The organism is Streptomyces sp. N50 (genome assembly GCF_033335955.1).
GTDB lineage: Bacteria > Actinomycetota > Actinomycetes > Streptomycetales > Streptomycetaceae > Streptomyces.
On record NZ_CP137549.1, the window covers coordinates 5,643,172 to 5,660,468 of the forward strand.

The 17,297-nt window shown below is 70.9% G+C and carries 20 protein-coding genes; 11 read left to right on the forward strand and 9 right to left on the reverse strand.

The features are described 5' to 3' along the window. The first annotated feature begins 10 nt into the window (after positions 1-10). From R2B38_RS25445 to sucD, 4 genes are all read left to right on the forward strand, one after another. Complete coding sequence (locus R2B38_RS25445) at positions 11-859, forward strand: hypothetical protein (protein ID WP_318018303.1); 849 nt, start codon at positions 11-13, stop codon at positions 857-859. Between the two features lie 80 nt (positions 860-939). Then, positions 940-1,131 (forward strand): hypothetical protein, encoded by a 192-nt coding sequence (locus R2B38_RS25450; protein WP_318018304.1) that lies wholly within the window; start codon positions 940-942, stop codon positions 1,129-1,131. Positions 1,132-1,528: 397 nt separating this feature from the next. Continuing rightward, entirely contained in the window at positions 1,529-2,707 is a 1,179-nt protein-coding gene (gene sucC, locus R2B38_RS25455; RefSeq protein WP_033280102.1) for an ADP-forming succinate--CoA ligase subunit beta, read from the forward strand. A 21-nt stretch (positions 2,708-2,728) separates the two neighbouring features. Then, positions 2,729-3,613, forward strand: a complete 885-nt coding sequence (gene sucD, locus R2B38_RS25460; RefSeq protein ID WP_019066811.1) for a succinate--CoA ligase subunit alpha — start codon at positions 2,729-2,731, stop codon at positions 3,611-3,613. Between the two features lie 378 nt (positions 3,614-3,991). On the opposite strand, the gene R2B38_RS25465 is transcribed toward sucD, so the two are convergent. Next, positions 3,992-5,260, reverse strand: a complete 1,269-nt coding sequence (locus tag R2B38_RS25465) for a sigma factor-like helix-turn-helix DNA-binding protein (protein ID WP_318018305.1) — start codon at positions 5,258-5,260, stop codon at positions 3,992-3,994. A 96-nt stretch (positions 5,261-5,356) separates the two neighbouring features. Here R2B38_RS25465 and R2B38_RS25470 point away from each other — a divergent pair, with 96 nt between their 5' ends. Further along, positions 5,357-7,246 (forward strand): DUF6350 family protein, encoded by a 1,890-nt coding sequence (locus R2B38_RS25470; RefSeq protein WP_318018306.1) that lies wholly within the window; start codon positions 5,357-5,359, stop codon positions 7,244-7,246. Between the two features lie 22 nt (positions 7,247-7,268). On the opposite strand, the gene R2B38_RS25475 is transcribed toward R2B38_RS25470, so the two are convergent. Then, positions 7,269-8,033: a hypothetical protein gene (locus R2B38_RS25475; protein ID WP_318018307.1), complete on the reverse strand. Its 765-nt coding sequence runs from the start codon at positions 8,031-8,033 to the stop codon at positions 7,269-7,271. A gap of 298 nt (positions 8,034-8,331) precedes the next feature. Between R2B38_RS25475 and purN the strand changes: the two genes are divergently transcribed. Next, the gene (purN, locus tag R2B38_RS25480) at positions 8,332-8,961 is read left to right on the forward strand and encodes a phosphoribosylglycinamide formyltransferase (RefSeq protein WP_318018308.1); all 630 of its coding nucleotides are present in this window, start codon (positions 8,332-8,334) and stop codon (positions 8,959-8,961) included. Then, positions 8,958-10,532 carry a bifunctional phosphoribosylaminoimidazolecarboxamide formyltransferase/IMP cyclohydrolase gene (gene purH / locus R2B38_RS25485; protein WP_318018309.1) on the forward strand — a complete coding sequence of 525 codons (1,575 nt, stop codon included), beginning with the start codon at positions 8,958-8,960 and terminating at the stop codon, positions 10,530-10,532. Before purN ends, purH begins: the two co-directional genes overlap by 4 nt. An 85-nt stretch (positions 10,533-10,617) precedes the next feature. On the opposite strand, the gene R2B38_RS25490 is transcribed toward purH, so the two are convergent. From R2B38_RS25490 to R2B38_RS25515, 6 genes are all read right to left on the reverse strand, one after another. Next, positions 10,618-11,088 (reverse strand): hypothetical protein, encoded by a 471-nt coding sequence (locus R2B38_RS25490; RefSeq protein WP_318018310.1) that lies wholly within the window; start codon positions 11,086-11,088, stop codon positions 10,618-10,620. Positions 11,089-11,133: 45 nt separating this feature from the next. Continuing rightward, positions 11,134-12,078: a hypothetical protein gene (locus R2B38_RS25495; protein WP_318018311.1), complete on the reverse strand. Its 945-nt coding sequence runs from the start codon at positions 12,076-12,078 to the stop codon at positions 11,134-11,136. 95 nt (positions 12,079-12,173) lie between these two features. Then, positions 12,174-13,727 carry a protein kinase domain-containing protein gene (locus tag R2B38_RS25500; protein ID WP_318018312.1) on the reverse strand — a complete coding sequence of 518 codons (1,554 nt, stop codon included), beginning with the start codon at positions 13,725-13,727 and terminating at the stop codon, positions 12,174-12,176. Further along, positions 13,724-14,506 (reverse strand): FHA domain-containing protein, encoded by a 783-nt coding sequence (locus R2B38_RS25505; RefSeq protein ID WP_318018313.1) that lies wholly within the window; start codon positions 14,504-14,506, stop codon positions 13,724-13,726. The genes R2B38_RS25500 and R2B38_RS25505 overlap by 4 nt, the downstream gene beginning before the upstream one ends. Positions 14,507-14,603: 97 nt before the next feature. After that, the gene (locus tag R2B38_RS25510) at positions 14,604-15,041 is read right to left on the reverse strand and encodes an ATP-binding protein (protein WP_318018314.1); all 438 of its coding nucleotides are present in this window, start codon (positions 15,039-15,041) and stop codon (positions 14,604-14,606) included. Further along, positions 15,038-15,247: a hypothetical protein gene (locus R2B38_RS25515; RefSeq protein ID WP_318018315.1), complete on the reverse strand. Its 210-nt coding sequence runs from the start codon at positions 15,245-15,247 to the stop codon at positions 15,038-15,040. The genes R2B38_RS25510 and R2B38_RS25515 overlap by 4 nt, the downstream gene beginning before the upstream one ends. 109 nt (positions 15,248-15,356) lie before the next feature. On the opposite strand from R2B38_RS25515, the gene R2B38_RS25520 reads away from it, so the two are divergent. Genes R2B38_RS25520 through R2B38_RS25535 form a run of 4 tightly spaced genes read left to right on the forward strand, consistent with a single transcriptional unit; the run spans position 15,357 to position 16,850 of the window. Beyond that, positions 15,357-16,208 (forward strand): helix-turn-helix transcriptional regulator, encoded by an 852-nt coding sequence (locus R2B38_RS25520; RefSeq protein WP_318018316.1) that lies wholly within the window; start codon positions 15,357-15,359, stop codon positions 16,206-16,208. A gap of 1 nt (position 16,209) precedes the next feature. Next, entirely contained in the window at positions 16,210-16,392 is a 183-nt protein-coding gene (locus R2B38_RS25525; RefSeq protein ID WP_411978490.1) for a DUF397 domain-containing protein, read from the forward strand. 25 nt (positions 16,393-16,417) lie between these two features. Beyond that, the gene (locus tag R2B38_RS25530) at positions 16,418-16,621 is read left to right on the forward strand and encodes a DUF397 domain-containing protein (protein WP_318018318.1); all 204 of its coding nucleotides are present in this window, start codon (positions 16,418-16,420) and stop codon (positions 16,619-16,621) included. A gap of 25 nt (positions 16,622-16,646) precedes the next feature. Then, a complete protein-coding gene (locus R2B38_RS25535; protein WP_318018319.1) occupies positions 16,647-16,850 on the forward strand; it encodes a DUF397 domain-containing protein in 204 nt (67 codons plus the stop codon). 8 nt (positions 16,851-16,858) lie between these two features. Here the strand turns inward: R2B38_RS25535 and R2B38_RS25540 are convergent, their stop codons facing one another. Next, positions 16,859-17,224: a VOC family protein gene (locus tag R2B38_RS25540; protein ID WP_318018320.1), complete on the reverse strand. Its 366-nt coding sequence runs from the start codon at positions 17,222-17,224 to the stop codon at positions 16,859-16,861. Positions 17,225-17,297: the final 73 nt, after the last annotated feature.

Here is a 17,297-nt window from a genome sequence, read left to right on the forward strand (position 1 = left end):
TCGTCGCCTCATGAACTGGCCCGCCGCACTGTCCGGTGCCGCCCTGCGCGTGACGCGTACGGCGGTTGGGCGGCGTGTGCGTCGACGGGTGCTCCAAGTCGCCCTGCTGGTCGGCGGGTTGTTCGTGCTCGGCGTTGTCTTCGGGGGGCAGGCGCAGGCGGCGGAGGGCGGTTCGGTCCCGGCGCGGCCGGTGCGTCTGGGCCAGCCGCAGCCGGTGCGTCTGGGCAAGCCCGGGATTCCGGTGGTGACTTCGGTGGTGAAGTCGGTTCCGGTGCTGGTTCCGGAGACCACGGCTCAGGTCGTACAGCCGGTCGCCGATGTCGTGAAGACGGTGACCGAGGTGTTGGCCAAGGTCCAGGTGCCGCCGCTTTCGTCGCTGCCGACTCCGCCCTCGTTGCCCGCCGAGCCGACTCTTCCGGTGCAGACGCTTCCGGCACAGTCGACACCGGTGCCGGTCCCCGCCACCCCACAGCCCTCGCACGGCGGCGGAAGCGACGTGGGCGTGGCCACCACGGCTCACAGGCACGCCTCGGAGCCCGTGGCGGTCTCCACCCACGTGGCCAGCAGCGCCACGTACGGGCCGAACGTCGGGGCCGTGGGCCGCGCAGCCGCCGTACGTCCCGCCCTGTCCCCTTCCGCCGGACGCGCCCCCGCTCAGCACCAGGCACCCGTCGGCGACCCCGACGGCGCGCAGCGCAATCAGCCGGGTGTGGACAACGGCGGCTCGCGGCACTGTGACGCGTGTGCCGTGACCTTGGGCTTCCGCGTGCCCGTGCGGATCGTGCCCGGTGTCGTCGTGGGCGCGGACGCGGCGGAGACCCGGGACAGGTACCGGGACGTTCCCGTCTTCCCAGGCTAGGCAGGGCCCTTCCGGCAGTTGAGCTGCCCGGAATGTCGCCATGCCCCCCTTTCCGGAACGCCTGAGGAACCGACGTACGCATGAGCAGCAACACGAGTACAAGCACGAGTACGAGCACGAACATCGACATCGCCCCGGCCGAACTGCGACGACGTCTCGTCGACGCCCACGTTTCCGTCCCGAGAGGCTCCCGGGTCAGGGCCGCCGCGGCCATCCAGGGTGCGCGGGCCGCACGCAATGTCTGCGCCCGGACCGTTCGGCACTGGGAGTGACGACTCCGTGAGGCAGTGACCCCGGACGGCCGAATGCCGTCGGTCTGTCCGGAGTCCGTCTCGCGGTATGGGGCCTCGCCGGGCCAACCCCAACCCGGCGAGGCCCCGCCCGAACCACCAGCCCGGGCCGGCCCCCGAACCACCCGCCCGAACGACCTGCCCGTACGTCCCGCCCGCGGCACTCCGTGTCACGGAATCCGGCATCATGTGACAGGTATCACCGCTCAGGTGTGACCCTCGATTTAGGGGCCCCCTGCAAGCAGCGATAACCTGCGAGACGGACATGCCGCGCGCTCGGTCACCGTGTGCGCCTCCCTTGTGACAGCGGACGTCACGTTGCCCTTCGCGGCACGCCCACGCATCCAACGAACCGCGATATCACTGAGGACGGAAGCGCGTGGACCTGTTCGAGTATCAGGCGAGGGACCTCTTCGCCAAGCACGATGTACCGGTGCTGGCCGGTGAAGTCATCGACACGCCTGAGGCGGCCCGCGCAGCCACCGAGCGGCTCGGTGGCAAGTCCGTCGTCAAGGCCCAGGTGAAGGTCGGCGGGCGTGGCAAGGCCGGTGGCGTGAAGCTCGCCGCCACCCCGGACGAGGCCGTCGCGCGTGCGACGGACATCCTCGGCATGGACATCAAGGGCCACACGGTCCACAAGGTGATGATCGCCGAGACCGCGCCCGAGATCGTCGAGGAGTACTACGTCTCGTACCTCCTCGACCGCACCAACCGCACCTTCCTCGCCATGGCGTCCGTCCAGGGCGGCGTGGAGATCGAGGTCGTCGCGGAGGAGAACCCCGAGGCCCTCGCGAAGGTCCCGGTCAACGCCAACGAGGGCGTGAGCATCGAGAAGGCCCGCGAGATCGTGGCGCAGGCCAAGTTCCCGGCCGACGTCGCGGAGCAGGTCGCCGAGATCCTGGTGACGCTGTGGGACACCTTCGTCAAGGAGGACGCCCTCCTGGTCGAGGTCAACCCGCTCGCGAAGGTCGCCGACGGCCGCGTCATCGCGCTCGACGGCAAGGTCTCCCTCGACGAGAACGCCGAGTTCCGCCAGGCGGACCACGCGGCGCTCGAGGACAAGGACTCGGCGAACCCCCTTGAGGCGGCCGCCAAGGCCAAGAACCTCAACTACGTCAAGCTCGACGGCGAGGTCGGCATCATCGGCAACGGCGCGGGTCTCGTCATGAGCACCCTCGACGTCGTCGCGTACGCCGGTGAGAACCACGGTGGCGTGAAGCCGGCCAACTTCCTCGACATCGGCGGCGGCGCGTCCGCGGCTGTGATGGCGAACGGCCTGGAGATCATCCTGGGCGACCCCGACGTCAAGTCGGTCTTCGTCAACGTCTTCGGCGGCATCACCGCGTGCGACGAGGTCGCCAACGGCATCGTCCAGGCGCTGCAGCTGCTCGCGGACAAGGGCGAGGAAGTCACCAAGCCCCTCGTCGTCCGCCTCGACGGCAACAACGCCGAGCTGGGTCGCAAGATCCTCTCCGACGCCAACCACCCGCTGGTCCAGCGCGTGGACACCATGGACGGCGCGGCCGACAAGGCCGCCGAGCTCGCGGCTGCGAAGTAAGGGACGAGGGACAAAACAGCCATGGCTATCTTCCTCACCAAGGACAGCAAGGTCATCGTCCAGGGCATGACCGGCTCCACGGGCATGAAGCACACCAAGCTCATGCTGGCCGACGGCACGAACATCGTCGGTGGCGTGAACCCCCGTAAGGCGGGCACGTCCGTCGACGTCGACGGCACCGAGATCCCGGTCTTCGGCACGGTCGCCGAGGCGATCGAGAAGACGGGCGCGAACGTGTCCGTCCTCTTCGTACCGCCGGCCTTCTCCAAGGCCGCGGTCGTCGAGGCCATCGACGCCGAGATCCCGCTCGCGGTCGTCATCACCGAGGGCATCGCCGTGCACGACTCGGCCGCGTTCTACGCGTACGCGGTCGCGAAGGGCAACAAGACCCGGATCATCGGCCCGAACTGCCCCGGTCTCATCACCCCGGGTCAGTCCAACGCCGGCATCATCCCGGGCGACATCACCAAGCCGGGCCGTATCGGCCTGGTCTCGAAGTCCGGCACGCTGACGTACCAGATGATGTACGAGCTGCGTGACATCGGCTTCTCGTCCGCGGTGGGCATCGGTGGCGACCCCGTCATCGGCACCACCCACATCGACGCGCTGGCCGCCTTCGAGGCCGACCCCGACACCGACCTCATCGTCATGATCGGTGAGATCGGTGGCGACGCGGAGGAGCGGGCGGCGGACTTCATCGCGAAGAACGTGACGAAGCCGGTCGTCGGTTACGTCGCGGGCTTCACCGCGCCCGAGGGCAAGACGATGGGCCACGCCGGTGCCATCGTCTCCGGTTCCTCCGGTACGGCCGCCGCGAAGAAGGAGGCCCTCGAGGCCGCCGGCGTCAAGGTCGGCAAGACCCCGACCGAGACGGCGAAGCTCGCCCGCGAGATCCTGGCCGGCTGAGTTACCTGGCTCCACGTCGATGGGCCCGTTCCCCTGGGTGGGGGCGGGCCCATCGACGCGTCATGGGGTACCGGGTCCGGTCGTCGGGCGGCTGCGGGCACGTCGTGGCTGGTCGCGCAGTTCCCCGCGCCCCTAAAAGACGGGCCTGCTGAAAGGGGTGGCGCGTTCTGGGGTGCCGGGTTCGGTTGTCGGGCGGTTGTGGGTGTGTCGTGGTTGGTCGCGCAGTTCCCCGCGCCCCTAAAAAGCACGGGCCGGCCTGCGTTTTTAAGCGACGCAGTTCCGCGCGCTCCTTAAAAACGCAGGCCGGCTGAATCGGGGCCGTCTTTTAGGGGCGCGGGGAACTGCGCGACCAGCCCCCACCGGCCCGCGGTCGACGGACTACCGACTCAGCGGTGCCAACCTCTCCGGGCCGCTCGTCATCCCGCTCCGCAACCGGTCCCGAAGAGCAACCTCCTCCTCGGACAAGGAACCCTGCACCACCCGCGCCGGCACCCCCTCCACCCGTTCCCCCACCGGCACCGGCGCCTCATAACGCGTGGGCGCAACCCGCACGGTGAACGTCGTCGCCCCGATGATCGCGACGGTGAACGCGATCGCCGCCCGGGTCCAGAACACGGTCCGGCGTTCGCCCACGAACCGAACCGTCGGCGGCTTGGCCGCGTGCAACCGCCCCGTGGAGGCGAGTTCGGTCATCCGCCGATGCAACTCGGTCGGGTCGGACAACTCCGGCAACCGCGCGGCAAGCGCCTCGCGCGCGTGCAGCAGCCGGTTCGCCGCCGCAGGCGTGCTCGCCTCCGTCTCCGCCGCCGTCTCCGCGAGCCCGAGCCCGACCCCGTCGTAGAGAAGAAGCGTGCGGCGGTACGACGGCGGGAGCTTGAGGAGGGCGGTCAGCAGGGCGCGGTCGGCGGCGTCCGGCGGCGGGGGTTCCGGGTGGCGGTATCTGGGGCGGAACCGGTGCCAGGGGGAGAGCGCGTGCTCGTACGCCACCGCGCGCACCCAGCCGGCCGGGTCACGGTCGACCGCCACCTCGGGCCAGCGCTGCCACGCGACCTGGAACGCCCGCTCCACGGACTCCCGCGCCAACTCGCGCCGCCCGGTCAGCAGATAGGCCTGCCGTACGAGAGCGGGGGCGCAGAACGCGTAGAGCGCGTCGAAGGCCTGAGCGGGTGTCAGGGGCGCGCGGGACGGTTCCTCGACCGGTACGGGGACGGGGACGGGGACGGGGGAGGAGGCAGGGACGAGGACGGGGTCGATGACGGCGGTGTCGCCCACCACCTCGACCTCGACCACCTCGATCTCGGCCTCGGCCACCTTTACCTCGGCCACCATTACCTCGGCCACCGCGACCTCGATCACCTCGGCCTTGGTCACCTCGACCACCTCAACCCCGACCGTCTCGACCGTCCTCACCGTCTCGACCGCCGAAGGCTTCGTCGCCGTCTCCTCTTCACCCAGGCTGGTGAGCAATTTCGCGTACGCCTCCCGTTTCCGGCCACGTGGTGTCGTACGGCCGGTCTCCCACGAGCGCACCGTCTCGCGGCTGACGCCCACCCGCTCGGCGACCTGAGCCTGCGTCAGCGAGCCCGCCTCGCGCAGGCGTCGGCGTTCCTTGGGCGGAGGGAGCGGGGTTGCAGGGCTCTGCGTCACCGGACGCCCCTTCGTACGAAAAAGTACATAAACGTATATTGAGCGACACTTCCGAGGTTCGCCTGTTACGACGAGAAAGCGCGTGTCGTTGGGAGCATGGCGGGCGTGATGCCGATGACCCACCGCCGAGCGCTGTTGTCGCCCCTGCTCACCCGGATGCGCGACCGATCCCCCGGACTGGCCGCCAGCCTGTTGGGTGGCGCGGTCGCGGCGGGGCTCGGGCTCGGCTCGTTCGCGGTGCTCGTGATGGTGCTGTGGATCAGCTCGCCGTACCCCGACAGCGGACCCGGCGGCGCCCTGCACATGGCCGCCGCCCTGTGGCTCCTCGCGCACGGCGTCGAACTCGTCCGCGCCGACACGCTCTCCGGGGTCCCCGCCCCCGTGGGCGTCACCCCGCTGCTCCTCCTCGCCCTGCCCCTGTGGCTGCTGCACCGCGCGGCCCGGCACGCGGTGCTGGGCGGGAGCGACGGCGAGGACGACTCCGATGCCCCGCCTCTGATCGCCGCCCGCACCGCCTGGACCGGCGTCGCCCTCGGCTACCTCGCCGTGGGCACCGCCGCCGCCCTCTACGCGTCCGGCGGCGAACTCTCCCCCTCCTGGAGCTGGACCGCGGTCTGCCTGCCGCTGCTCGCGGCGGGCGCGGCCGGTTCCGGCGTGTGGACGGCGTACGGCCGCCCGCGCGAACCCGTGCTGAGCGTGCTGATCCACCTGCCGGCCGGGCTACGACGGCTCGTCCTCGGCCCGGAGGCCCGTGAGTCGAGGGCTCGCATCGGCACCGCGGTGCGCGCCGCGGGACTTGGTGCGGCAGTGCTCGTCGGGGGCGGCGCGCTGCTGCTCGGCGCGTCCCTGGTCTGGCACGGCGGTGCCGCCCGGACGTCGTTCCTCCAGTTGACGGAGGGGATGTCGGGCCGGTTCGCCGTCCTGCTGCTCTGCCTCGCGCTGATCCCGAACGCGGCGGTGTGGTCCGCGTCCTACGGCCTCGGCCCCGGCTTCGCCCTCGGCGTCCACCACACGGTCGCCCCCCTCTCCTCGGCCCCGGCCCCCCTCCTCCCGCCCTTCCCCCTCCTCGCGGCGGTCCCGGACGCGGGCACCGGAACCCCGCTGAACTGGCTCGCCGGGCTGGTGCCGGTCGCGGCCGCGGTGATGGTGGGGTGGTTCGTGGCCCGGGTCGCGGTCGGTGGCACCGCGCGTCAACAGGGCGATGGCACGGGCGAGTTGACGGAGGAGCAGAAGCGGAGGGCGGCCGGCGCCGGACTCCGCCAACAGCCGCCGCACGCCCCCTCCGCGCACACCCCCTCCGCGCACGCCCCCTCCTCCAACACCCCCTCCGCACAGGCCCCTTGGGCGCAGGGCCGCACCGCCGCCACCGCCCTGCTCGCCGCCGCGCTCTGCGCCGTAGCGCTGGCTCTGCTCGCGGAGTTGTCAGGGGGGCCGCTCGGGAGTGCCGCGCTGGCGCGGTTCGGGCCGGTGTGGTGGCAGACCGGGGGAGCGGCGCTGGCGTGGATCGCGGCGGTGGCGGTGCCTACGGCGCTGGGACTGCGGGCGTGGCGGCTGCGGGAACGGCGGGTACCCACGCCGACGATCGGGAAGCCGCGGGAAGCCGAGGTCGCCCCCGTCCCTGCCCCCACCCCCGTCGCGGGCGACCCGGTGCCCTGGTTCCGGAGGCCGCTCGCGGTCGGCCGGGGTTGGTTCACCCGCAAGCCGAAGAAGCCGGAGCAGACGAAGAGGCCGGAGCAGCCGGTCCCCGTACCGGTTCCGGCGCAGGCGCCCGTCGATCAGCCGTACATCGCCTACGACCACGACTCGACGTTCGACCCGTACGACTTCCTGCCCGTCGACGTGCCGTCGGAGCCGGCGCCCACCCCCTGGTACGACGACGCCTCCCGCGAGGCCCGCTGGGCGGCCTTGAGGGAGGCGTCCACGCCACCGGAACCTGCCGAACCCGCGGAACACACGGACGAGCCGGAACCGCCGGTGGCGAACTGACCGGCGCCGCCCATGAGTCGGGTCAGTCGGCGGTCCCGAGGAACCCCCGCAGCTCCTTCGGCAGCAGCTGGTTGCAGGACTGCTTGGCCTCGTTCGTGAGGGCGTCGTTCGCGCAGGTGTAGTAGTCCTTGTAGACCAGCTGCGCGACGAACATCGCGGCCACCAGGGCGATCGCCAGGGACGCGGTGACCAGGCCGCTGATCGCCGCCGTCGTCTGCGGGCGGCCCTGCGTGTCGGGCACCGCCGGGGTGTCCGGGTTCGGAGTGGGGGACTTGGCGCGCAGGGCGCTGCCGCCCCAGTAGAGGGCCAGTGCGCCGAGCAGCAGGGCCACGTACGGCCAGCCGAAGAGGGCGAAGAAGAAGGCCCACATACCGCTCAGCAGGGCGTAACGGGCGCGGCGCTGGGCCGGGTCCGTCGGGTCCCAGCGCATGCCGCCCTGGCCGGGGCCGCCGTTGCCCGGGCCCTCGGGGCCGCCCTGTCCGGTGGGGCCGCTGGGCCGGTCGCCGAAGTTGCCCGAGGAACGCCCCGGCTGCCGGTCGCTCCACTGACTGCCCCACGGCGAGTGACCGCCGTCACCCTGCGGGGAGTCGCCGTCCTCGCCGGACTCGGGGCGCCGCGGCTGCCAGGGCCGGTCCGGGGTGCCCTCGGGCGGCGGCGCGAAGGGATTGTCGTCCTGCCCCGCACCGCTCTTCCCCTCCGAGGGCGCGTCGGGCGGCGACGAGGGCCGCTCCCGGAGCAGCACCGACTGCGGCGGGAACGTGAGAAGTCGCAGACTGCGGTCCGGCATCAAATGAGCGTCTTCCCCTTGTAGATGTGCTTGCTTGTGGATGTGCTTGGTGGATACGTCTCTCCGACATGACCGGGTAGTACGTGAACGCCTCGCACGACAACGGCGTTCCCGGACCCGCTCTCCCCAGACGCTACCTTCCGGCCACGCCCCCGTCCCGTGGGGGCTGTCCGGTGTGCCGGTATCGTTGCTGACGGTCGGCCGCTTCGTAGACTTCCCCGTATCCCAGGGCGCGAAGCATTCGTATGAACGCACGAGTCGACCTGACGACACGCTCCCCCGAGAAAGGGCCCCCGCCGTGGCCGCCAAGCCCGTGGCCAAGCGCCTCGTCGTGCTGGTCTCCGGATCCGGTACGAATCTGCAGGCGCTCCTCGACGCTATCGAGACCGCCGGCACCGAGGCGTACGGAGCCGAGATCGTGGCTGTGGGCGCGGACCGCGAGGGCATCGAGGGCCTCGCCCGTGCCGAGCGGGCCGGACTGCCCACCTACGTGTGCAGGGTGAAGGACTTCGGGACGCGTGAGGAGTGGGACGCGGCCCTCGCCGAGGCCACCGCCGCCCACGAGCCCGATCTGATCGTGTCGGCCGGGTTCATGAAGATCGTGGGCAAGGAGTTCCTGGCCCGCTTCGGCGGCCGGGTCGTGAACACGCACCCCGCCCTGCTGCCCAGTTTTCCGGGAGCCCACGGCGTACGGGACGCGCTCGCGTACGGCGCCCGGGTCACCGGCTGCACCGTCCACTTCGTCGACGACGGCGTCGACACCGGGCCGATCATCGCTCAGGGCGTGGTCGAGATCCGGGACGAGGACGACGAGAGCGCTCTGCACGAGCGCATCAAGGAAGTCGAGCGCACGCTGCTCGTCGATGTCGTGGGGCGGCTCGCCCGCAACGGCTATCGCATTGAGGGACGAAAGGTAGTTATCCAGTGACCGCCGAGAACATCGAGAGCGGCAAGCGGGCCATCCGTCGCGCGCTCGTCAGCGTCTACGACAAGACCGGCCTGGAGGAGCTGGCCCGCGGCCTGCACGAGGCGGGCGTGGAGCTCGTCTCCACGGGTTCCACCGCCGCCCGTATCGCCGCAGCCGGTGTCCCCGTCACCAAGGTCGAGGAGCTGACCGGCTTCCCCGAGTGCCTGGACGGCCGGGTCAAGACCCTGCACCCCAAGGTGCACGCCGGCATCCTCGCCGACCTGCGCCTGGAGAGCCACCGCCGGCAGCTCGACGAGCTGGGCGTGGCCCCCTTCGACCTGGTGGTCGTCAACCTGTACCCGTTCCGGGAGACGGTCGCCTCCGGCGCGTCCGCCGACGAGTGCGTCGAGCAGATCGACATCGGCGGCCCGTCGATGGTCCGCGCCGCCGCCAAGAACCACCCGTCGGTCGCGGTCGTCACCAGCCCCGCGCGCTACGCCGACGTCCTGAACGCCGTACAGAACGGCGGCTTCGACCTCACCACCCGCAAGCGGCTCGCGGCGGAGGCCTTCCAGCACACGGCGTCGTACGACGTGGCGGTGGCGAGCTGGTTCGCGAGCGAGTACGCGCCCGTGGACGAGTCGCGGTTCCCGGACTTCCTGGGCGCCACCTGGGAGCGCGAGAACACCCTGCGCTACGGCGAGAACCCGCACCAGCCCGCCGCCCTCTACGTCGACGGCAGCGGTGGCGGTCTCGCGCAGGCCGAGCAGCTGCACGGCAAGGAGATGTCGTACAACAACTACACGGACACGGACGCCGCCCGCCGTGCCGCGTACGACTACGACGAGCCCTGTGTCGCGATCATCAAGCACGCCAACCCGTGCGGTATCGCGATCGGTTCGGATGTCGCCGAGGCGCACCGCAAGGCGCACGCGTGTGACCCGCTGTCGGCGTTCGGCGGGGTGATCGCGGTCAACCGTCCGGTGACGAAGGAGCTGGCCGAGCAGGTCGCGCCGATCTTCACCGAGGTCATCGTCGCGCCCGACTACGAGGAGGGCGCGCTGGAGATCCTCGCCCAGCGCAAGAACCTCCGGGTGCTGAAGACCCCGGCCGGTCCGTCGAACGCGGTCGAGGTCAAGCCGATCGACGGGGGCGTGCTGCTCCAGGTCACCGACCGGCTCCAGGCCGACGGCGACGACCCGGCCAACTGGACGCTGGCGACGGGCGACGCGCTCTCCGCGGCCGACCTCGCCGACCTCGCCTTCGCGTGGAAGGCCTGCCGCGCGGTGAAGTCCAACGCGATCCTGCTGGCCAAGGACGGTGCCTCGGTCGGCGTCGGCATGGGCCAGGTCAACCGCGTCGACTCCGCGAAGCTCGCCGTCGAGCGGGCGGGCGAGGAGCGGGCGCGGGGTTCGTTCGCGGCCTCGGACGCGTTCTTCCCGTTCCCGGACGGGCTGGAGGTCCTGACCGAGGCGGGCGTCAAGGCCGTTGTCCAGCCCGGCGGTTCGCTCCGCGACGAGCTGACGATCGAGGCCGCGAAGAAGGCGGGCGTCACGATGTACTTCACGGGGACGCGGCACTTCTTCCACTGACGGGTCGCGCGCACGCCAGAAGTCAGGAGTACGGGGCTCCCGCACAGGTCGACCTGTGCGGGAGCCCCGTCGCTTGTGCGGTGGATCAGGTGAGCCAGACCGAGCAGGACGCGGACGTCACCCACTTGTGGGAGCGGATGTTGTTGTCCACGACGAAGCCGTTGCTGAAGTAGTTGTCGGTCAGGTTGTCCGCGAAGTACTCGTTCGGGGACAGGCAGGTGTAACCGCCGCCGTAGCCGGCCAGGTACCAGAACTGGACGACGTCGTTGCCGCCGGTGTACCCGGCGTTCATGACGGACGAGGCCCGGTCCCAGACACCGGTGAAGCCGCCGCCGGCCGCGTTCCAGTCGCTGTCGTTGCCGGCCGTCACTCCCAGGAGCGTGCCCTGGCAGTCCAGGCCGTCCCAGGCGTAGACGTTGCCGTTGCGGCCCGGCCACTTGTTGTTGCAGCCGGTGGCCTGGGCGCCGGTGTCGGACGCCTGGGCCGCCGTGGCAGGCACCCCGAGCCCCAGCACGGTCAGGCCGATGACGGCCGCCGCGATGCCGAGTTTGCGCATGGTGGATCCCCCTTTTTTCGTGTGGGTAGGTGGTGCGGGTGCGCGTCAGGCGCGTTGCGGCACGATCCGCACCGCGCGGTCGTACGCCTGCCGCTCAAGGCGCCGGTAGGTGTCCAGCGCCTCGCCGTAGCGGCCGGGCAGCCGGTCGACGTAGTACGTCTCCCGGGATGCGGCCACGGTCTTCAGGGAGGTCGCGCGGGCGCACGTGGCGTCGGCGGCCGCGGTCCTCCGTTCGGTCGCGAACGCCTTGTCCGCGCCGGTGGTGCCCAGGCGGGCGGTGTTCTCCCGCACCGCGTCCCGGGCGGCCTGGGGGTCGGGATAGGAGAGCCCGGCCCGCTTCATGCACCGCGACCAGGCGCTCACGGCGCTGGTCAACTGCCGGTCGCGCAGCAGCTGTTGGCTGTACAGGGCGGGCAGGCCGGTCGCGGTCTTCGAGGCGCGGAACCAGTCCCCGGGGTCGCCGTACAGCGCCTTCTCGGCCACCTTCGTGCAGCCGCCGAGCCGGGTGCGGACCTCCTGACGGCCGCCGGGGAGTTGAGCGGAGAGAACCTGTACGTCGCTGCCGCCACCGTCGAGCGCTCTGTCGAAGTCGGCCCGGCGCGCGGTGGACAGGCTCTGGCGGTAGGCGGCGATGGGGTTGTGCAGGCGCAGCTGGTCCTGCCGCGCCTCGATGCGCCCGCCGTATCCGTACTCCTCGGCCCACGCCACGTCGTCCTGGACGTACCGCACCGGCATGCTCTCGCGCTGGGTCAGCGTGCGGTCCTCCCAGTACGCGAACCCGTGGCTGTTCATGCACCGCCTGGTCAGGCGCTGTTGGGCGTCGCCGATCCGGAGTTCCTGCTGCCAGGTCAGCGGCTGCGGACCACTCCGGCCGGCCGCCGCGGTGGCCGCCCCCGGGCTGCCGGAGTCCGGGCCGTGACCGCATCCGGTCACGACGGCTCCCGTCACCGCCAGGGCCGCACACAGTGCGGCAGCGAACGCACGCTTCATGACCTGCCCCCGTGTTTCCCAGTGCCGCCCCGTCCTGAGCGGCACTCACACCGTGGGGCACGCAGGCCGCGCGGGGTACCTCGGAACTCTCAGGGTCACGTTCCGGCGGGAGGCGTGTACTCCTTGAGGTAGTGCGCGACACGGGCGGCGTAGGCACGGTTCTTCGGGGGAACGCCGCCCGTGTCGTTCACCTTCTTGTACGACGTCCGGTAGGCGGCGGCGATCAGCACGCGCCGGTCTCCGGGCAGCGAGCTCTTCAGCCCGCTGTCGATGAAGCACAGGTAGCGGCCCATGGCCGGGATCGACTGGGCCGGGGTCAGGGGCGGGGCCGGGGTCGCCGAGGCCGGGATGCCGTCGGCGCGGATCCACCAGCGCAGGACGGCCGGTGTCCAGCGGGCGATGCCGTACTCGCCGCCGCCCGGCACGGACGGGTCGGAGAGGTCCGGGTCGAAGTTGCTCTCGGTCTTCAGCATCGCCGCGACGAGGGCCGGGGTGACCTCGGGCAGGGCGCACTGGTGGGCGGCGTCGACGATCATCCGGCGGTACTGGACCGGGATTCCTTTGTCCGTGCGGAGTTCGGAGGCGCCGTAGACGGAGGCCGAGCTCTTCGCGTCCGGGGTCGTGCCCGTGCCGGCCCAGTGGCTGATGCCGTACCCGGCGGCGGCGACGGCCACCGTGGCGAGCACCGAGCCGACGGTCACGGCGGTCCGGCGGCGCTGCGACAGCAGGCTTCGCGGCAGCCGGGGCGGGGTGCCGGTGCCGGCCGCCGACTCGACGCGGCGCAGCAGGGCGGCCGTGTCGACGCGGTCGGCGTGGGTGCGGGTGAGGCAGGCGCGGACGATCTCCCGCCAGGCGTCGGGGAGTTCGGGGGAGAGGCGTAACTCGTCGGTGCCGGAGGCGTAGGCGGCGGCCGCGTCCCGGCGGGCGGCCGGGGTGGTGCCGGGGAGCGGGAAGGAGTCGGCGAGGACCAGGTGGGACAGGACACCGAAGGCCCAGACGTCGGCGGAGGGACGGATGCGGCGGCCGCGTTCGTCGATCTCCGACCAGAGGACTTCGGGGGGTGTGTAGTCCGGGGTGGAGAATGCCGGGGTGTAGGCGTGCGTGCCTTCCAACTCCGCCGCCATGTTGAAGTCCGCGAGCCGGGCCGAACCGTCCTTCATCAGCAGGACGTTGGCCGGTTTCAGGTCACCGTGCACCCAGCCCGCGCGGTGCAGCTGGGCCAGCCCCTCGCAGATCTGCGCGAGGAGGAGGGGCCCGGCGTCGGGGCGCGGGGTGCCGGACAGCAGGGACGCCAGTGACCGTTCGGCCTTCTCCAGTACGAGCACGGTGGCGCCGTCGAGGGCGGGGCGGGACGGGTCGTCGACGGTGAGGGTGTCGTACATCCGGATCAGTCGGGGTCTCTTCAGGCGCCGGTGCAACTCGACCTCGCGCTCGACGAGTTCGCGCAGATGGGCGAGTTGGCGAGGGGTGCCGGTGCCGGTCGGCAGGAATTTCAGGGCGGCGGTACGGGGGAGGTCCTCGCCGACGACATCGGCGGTGCGGCGGGCCTCGTAGACGCTGCCGAACGCGCCCGTGGCGATCGGTGCCCGCACCTCCCACACGCCGACGCGGTAGCCCCGGGGGACGTCGACGGCGTACGGCTCGCTCACCGCGCCAACCGGCCTAACCGGTCCGTCGGTGCGGCGGCGAGGACGAGCAGGTCGTGCTCCCGGACGAGGTCGAAGCGGAGTGCCAGCGACACCAGGGACTCCTTCTTGCCGTTGAGGCGCGGGCCCTGGTCGGCTTCGTCGGGGCCGGGCTTCAGGCGCAGCTTCACGGCCAGGTAGTCGATGTTCCACTGGACCGAAGTGCGGGACGCGGCGGGCCAGTTGGGGCGCAGCCGGTCGACGACCTGGTCGACGGTCGGCAGCGGGGCGTGCGGGTCGCCGCGCAGGCGGGGTTCGCACAGGGCGGCGAGGACCGCGAAGTAGCGCTTGGTGCGGTCGACGGAGAACGCGGGCGCGGTGGTCCCGCCGACAGCGTTGTCGCCACCGGCCTCGGCGTGCAGGTAGTCGTGGCGGGGTGCCCACACCTCGATGGGCAGCAGGTCACCGGCGGCGGGCAGCACGATGCGCGAGAACTCGAAGGGAACGGGGGCGTCCAGCCGCCCCGGCCCCACCTTGATGTGCTCGCCCGCCCCTTCCGGGTTCTCGACGACGTACGTCTGCTCCCGGCTGAGGTTGCTGAGCGTCCAGAACGCGCCCTGGGCGCCGATCTCACCCGCCCGGCGCGAGACGCCCTCGTGCGCGATCGGCAGGTCGGCGCCGCACCCGGCACGTCCGAAGGTGATCCGCTCACCGGGGGCGAGCCGGTGCTGGGTGCGGTTGCGCTCGGTGCGGTTGCGCTCGTCCTCCGAGGTGGGCGGAGGTACCACGACGATGCTGTACAAGGTGCGTCTCCCCGTGCCCGACAGCTACCGCTGTCAGGGTAGGGCGACGTACCCGGCCGGTGTCCCCCTTCTGCGGGCGAGACCCGGGGTGTGGCGCTTATTGGCGCGAACTGTTCAGTGGGGTGGGGTGGGGGAGGGGGGCGGAGTCGGTGTCGGGGGTGAAGTCGGGCTCGGGCGGCGGGAGTTCGCACCACACCGTCTTGCCCTCGGGCCCCTGTTCCACGCCCCACCGCGTCGCGAGCGCGTCGAGCAGCACGAGCCCGCGACCGCTCTCGTCGTCGGGCCCGGCCTCCCGTACGACGAGCCAGACGTACGGTTCCGGGTCCGTGACGGCGATGCGGGTACGGCCGTCGGTGTGGGTCACTGTCAGGGTCACCGGGGTGCCCTCGCCCAGGTGCTTGATCACGTTGGTCAGCAACTCGCTGACACAGAGCTGGACTTCGGGACACGGGACGCCGAGGTGTTCGCGTACGGCACGGCGGGCCTCCGGCACGATGTGGGGGGCGGCGAGGAGTTCGAGGACGAGCGGAGTCACCGGGCGGCCGCCTTGCGGAGGGCGGCGGTGAGGGCGCGTGCGGTGTCGAGGTTGCAGTTGCCGAGTTCGACGAGTGGGGGGCCGTAGGTCTGGACGACGGAGGCCAGGTCGAGGCCGAGGGAGGGGAGGGTGATCCCGTGTGCCTTCAACGCGGCCTGGAGTTCGGCCACTTCGGTGTTGGCCTCGTGGGTATAGGGGCTGCTCATTGCCGTACGCCTCTCTCTGTGACGAATTGCTCACACAGTGGCGTGGAATCTCGTACCGTGACAGTGGTTTGGGTTGCACCCGGGAACTGGCAAAAGGCGGTGGTGAGTTGTGCCCCCTCGTAAGGACACCGACGCGTCGGCGAATGTGCCGTCCTTCTATGGCGCGGAGTTGCGCTTCAAGAGGGAACAGGCGGGCCTGACGCTCGAACAGTTGGCGGAGGGAAGCTTTCGGGGTATCCCGTTCCTGAGCCTCATCGAGCGGGGTGAGCGGCGCATGCCGTTGGATCTCGCGAAGCACGTCGACAAGAAACTCGGCACGGACGGCTTTTTCGAGCGGCGTTGTGAAGATGCCCGGAAGGCGAAGCGGTCGGGGCATGCGGAGTACTTCGCGGATGTCGCGGAGATGGAGGAGCACGCGGAGTCGATTGAGGACTGGGCCCCGGCGCTGCTTCCAGGGTTGTTGCAGACGGAGGCGTATGCACTGAAGGTTGTCCGGACCGGTAGTCCGTGGCTCCCACCCAAGACCGTCGACAATCAGGTAGCGGCTCGCATGGCGCGCGCGAAGCTCTGGCAACGGGAGGAACGTCCAGCGTTCTGGGCCATCGTGCGCGAGGAGTTGATCCGCAAGCCGCTCCTGCCGAGCGAGGAGATGGCAACGCAGCTGGAGCACATCGCCGACGTGATCCGCTCCAATCAGGGTGTTTTGCAGATCCTGCCGGAAACGACGGTGGCCTACCCGTTGATGATGGGGATGATCCGGGTCATGACCTTCCCGGACGCGCCACCGGTGGTGTACACGGAGGGTCTGCACAGTGGCCAAGTGATCGACTATCCAGCCCTCGTGAAGGACTACCGCAGGTCGTACGATCTGCTCAGGGCCGCGGCGCTGCCGCCGGATACGTCCCTGGACATGATCGAGCAAGCGGCGGAGGACCACAGAAATGGCAAGCACAGGGCCTGACTTGAGCATCGCCCTCTGGCGCGCGAGCAGCTACAGCAACAGCAGCGGGGGCGAATGCGTCGAGGTCCGCGATGATCTCCCCGGTGTCGTCCCCGTCCGGGACTCCAAGGTCCCGGACGGGTCGGCGCTCCTCATCCCCGCCGGCGCCTGGACGCCCTTCGTGGACTGGACCCGCACTGCCTAGCCGTCCACCTCGGAGGATCACCGAAATGGCAAGCGCAGGGCCTGATTTGAGCATCGCCCTCTGGCGCAAGAGCAGCTACAGCAACGGCACCGGTGGTGACTGCGTCGAGGTCCGCGACGATCTCCCCGGCCTCGTCCCCGTGCGGGATTCCAAGGTCCCGCACTGTCCGGCGCTGTTCATCCCCGCTCCGGCGTGGGTGTCCTTCGTCGACTGGGCCGGTACTGCCTAGCCGTCCACCTTGGAGGATCACGGAAATGGCAAGCACAGGGCCTGACTTGAGCACCGCCGCCTGGCGTAGGAGCAGTTACAGCAACAGCAGCGGCGGTGACTGCGTCGAGGTCCGCGACGATCTCCCCGGTGTGGTCCCCGTCCGGGACTCCAAGGCCCCGGACGGACCGGCGCTCCTCATCCCCGCTCCCGCGTGGGCGCCCTTCGTCGACTGGGCCGGGACTGTCTAGGACGGGTGTCAGTCCCGCGGTGCGACGCGGATACGGTTCCCGTCGGGATCGGCTGCGACGAAGGTCAGTCCGAAGCCCGCGTCGTGAGGCTCACGGAGGATCGTGACGCCCTTGGCCTGCCACTGCTTGAAGATCGCGTCGATCTCGTCGGGTCCGCTGTTGATGGCCAGGCACACCTCACTGGTGCGGGGGACGTCCGGGGACAGATCCTCGAACTGGCCGGACCACAGGGCGAGGTCGGCGCCCGGCCCGAGGTCGAAGGTGATGTATCCCGGCGTCTCGAACGAGGGGCTCAGGCCGAGCAGGTCGCCGTAGAAGCGCGCCGCGGCGGGAGCGTCGTTCACGTAGACGATGGACACGACGGATGCGGTCATGGTTCTGCCTTCTTCCAGGTCCCGGTAGGTACTCGGTGGGTACGCGTCCAGCAGCCTGACCGGGATATGCGCC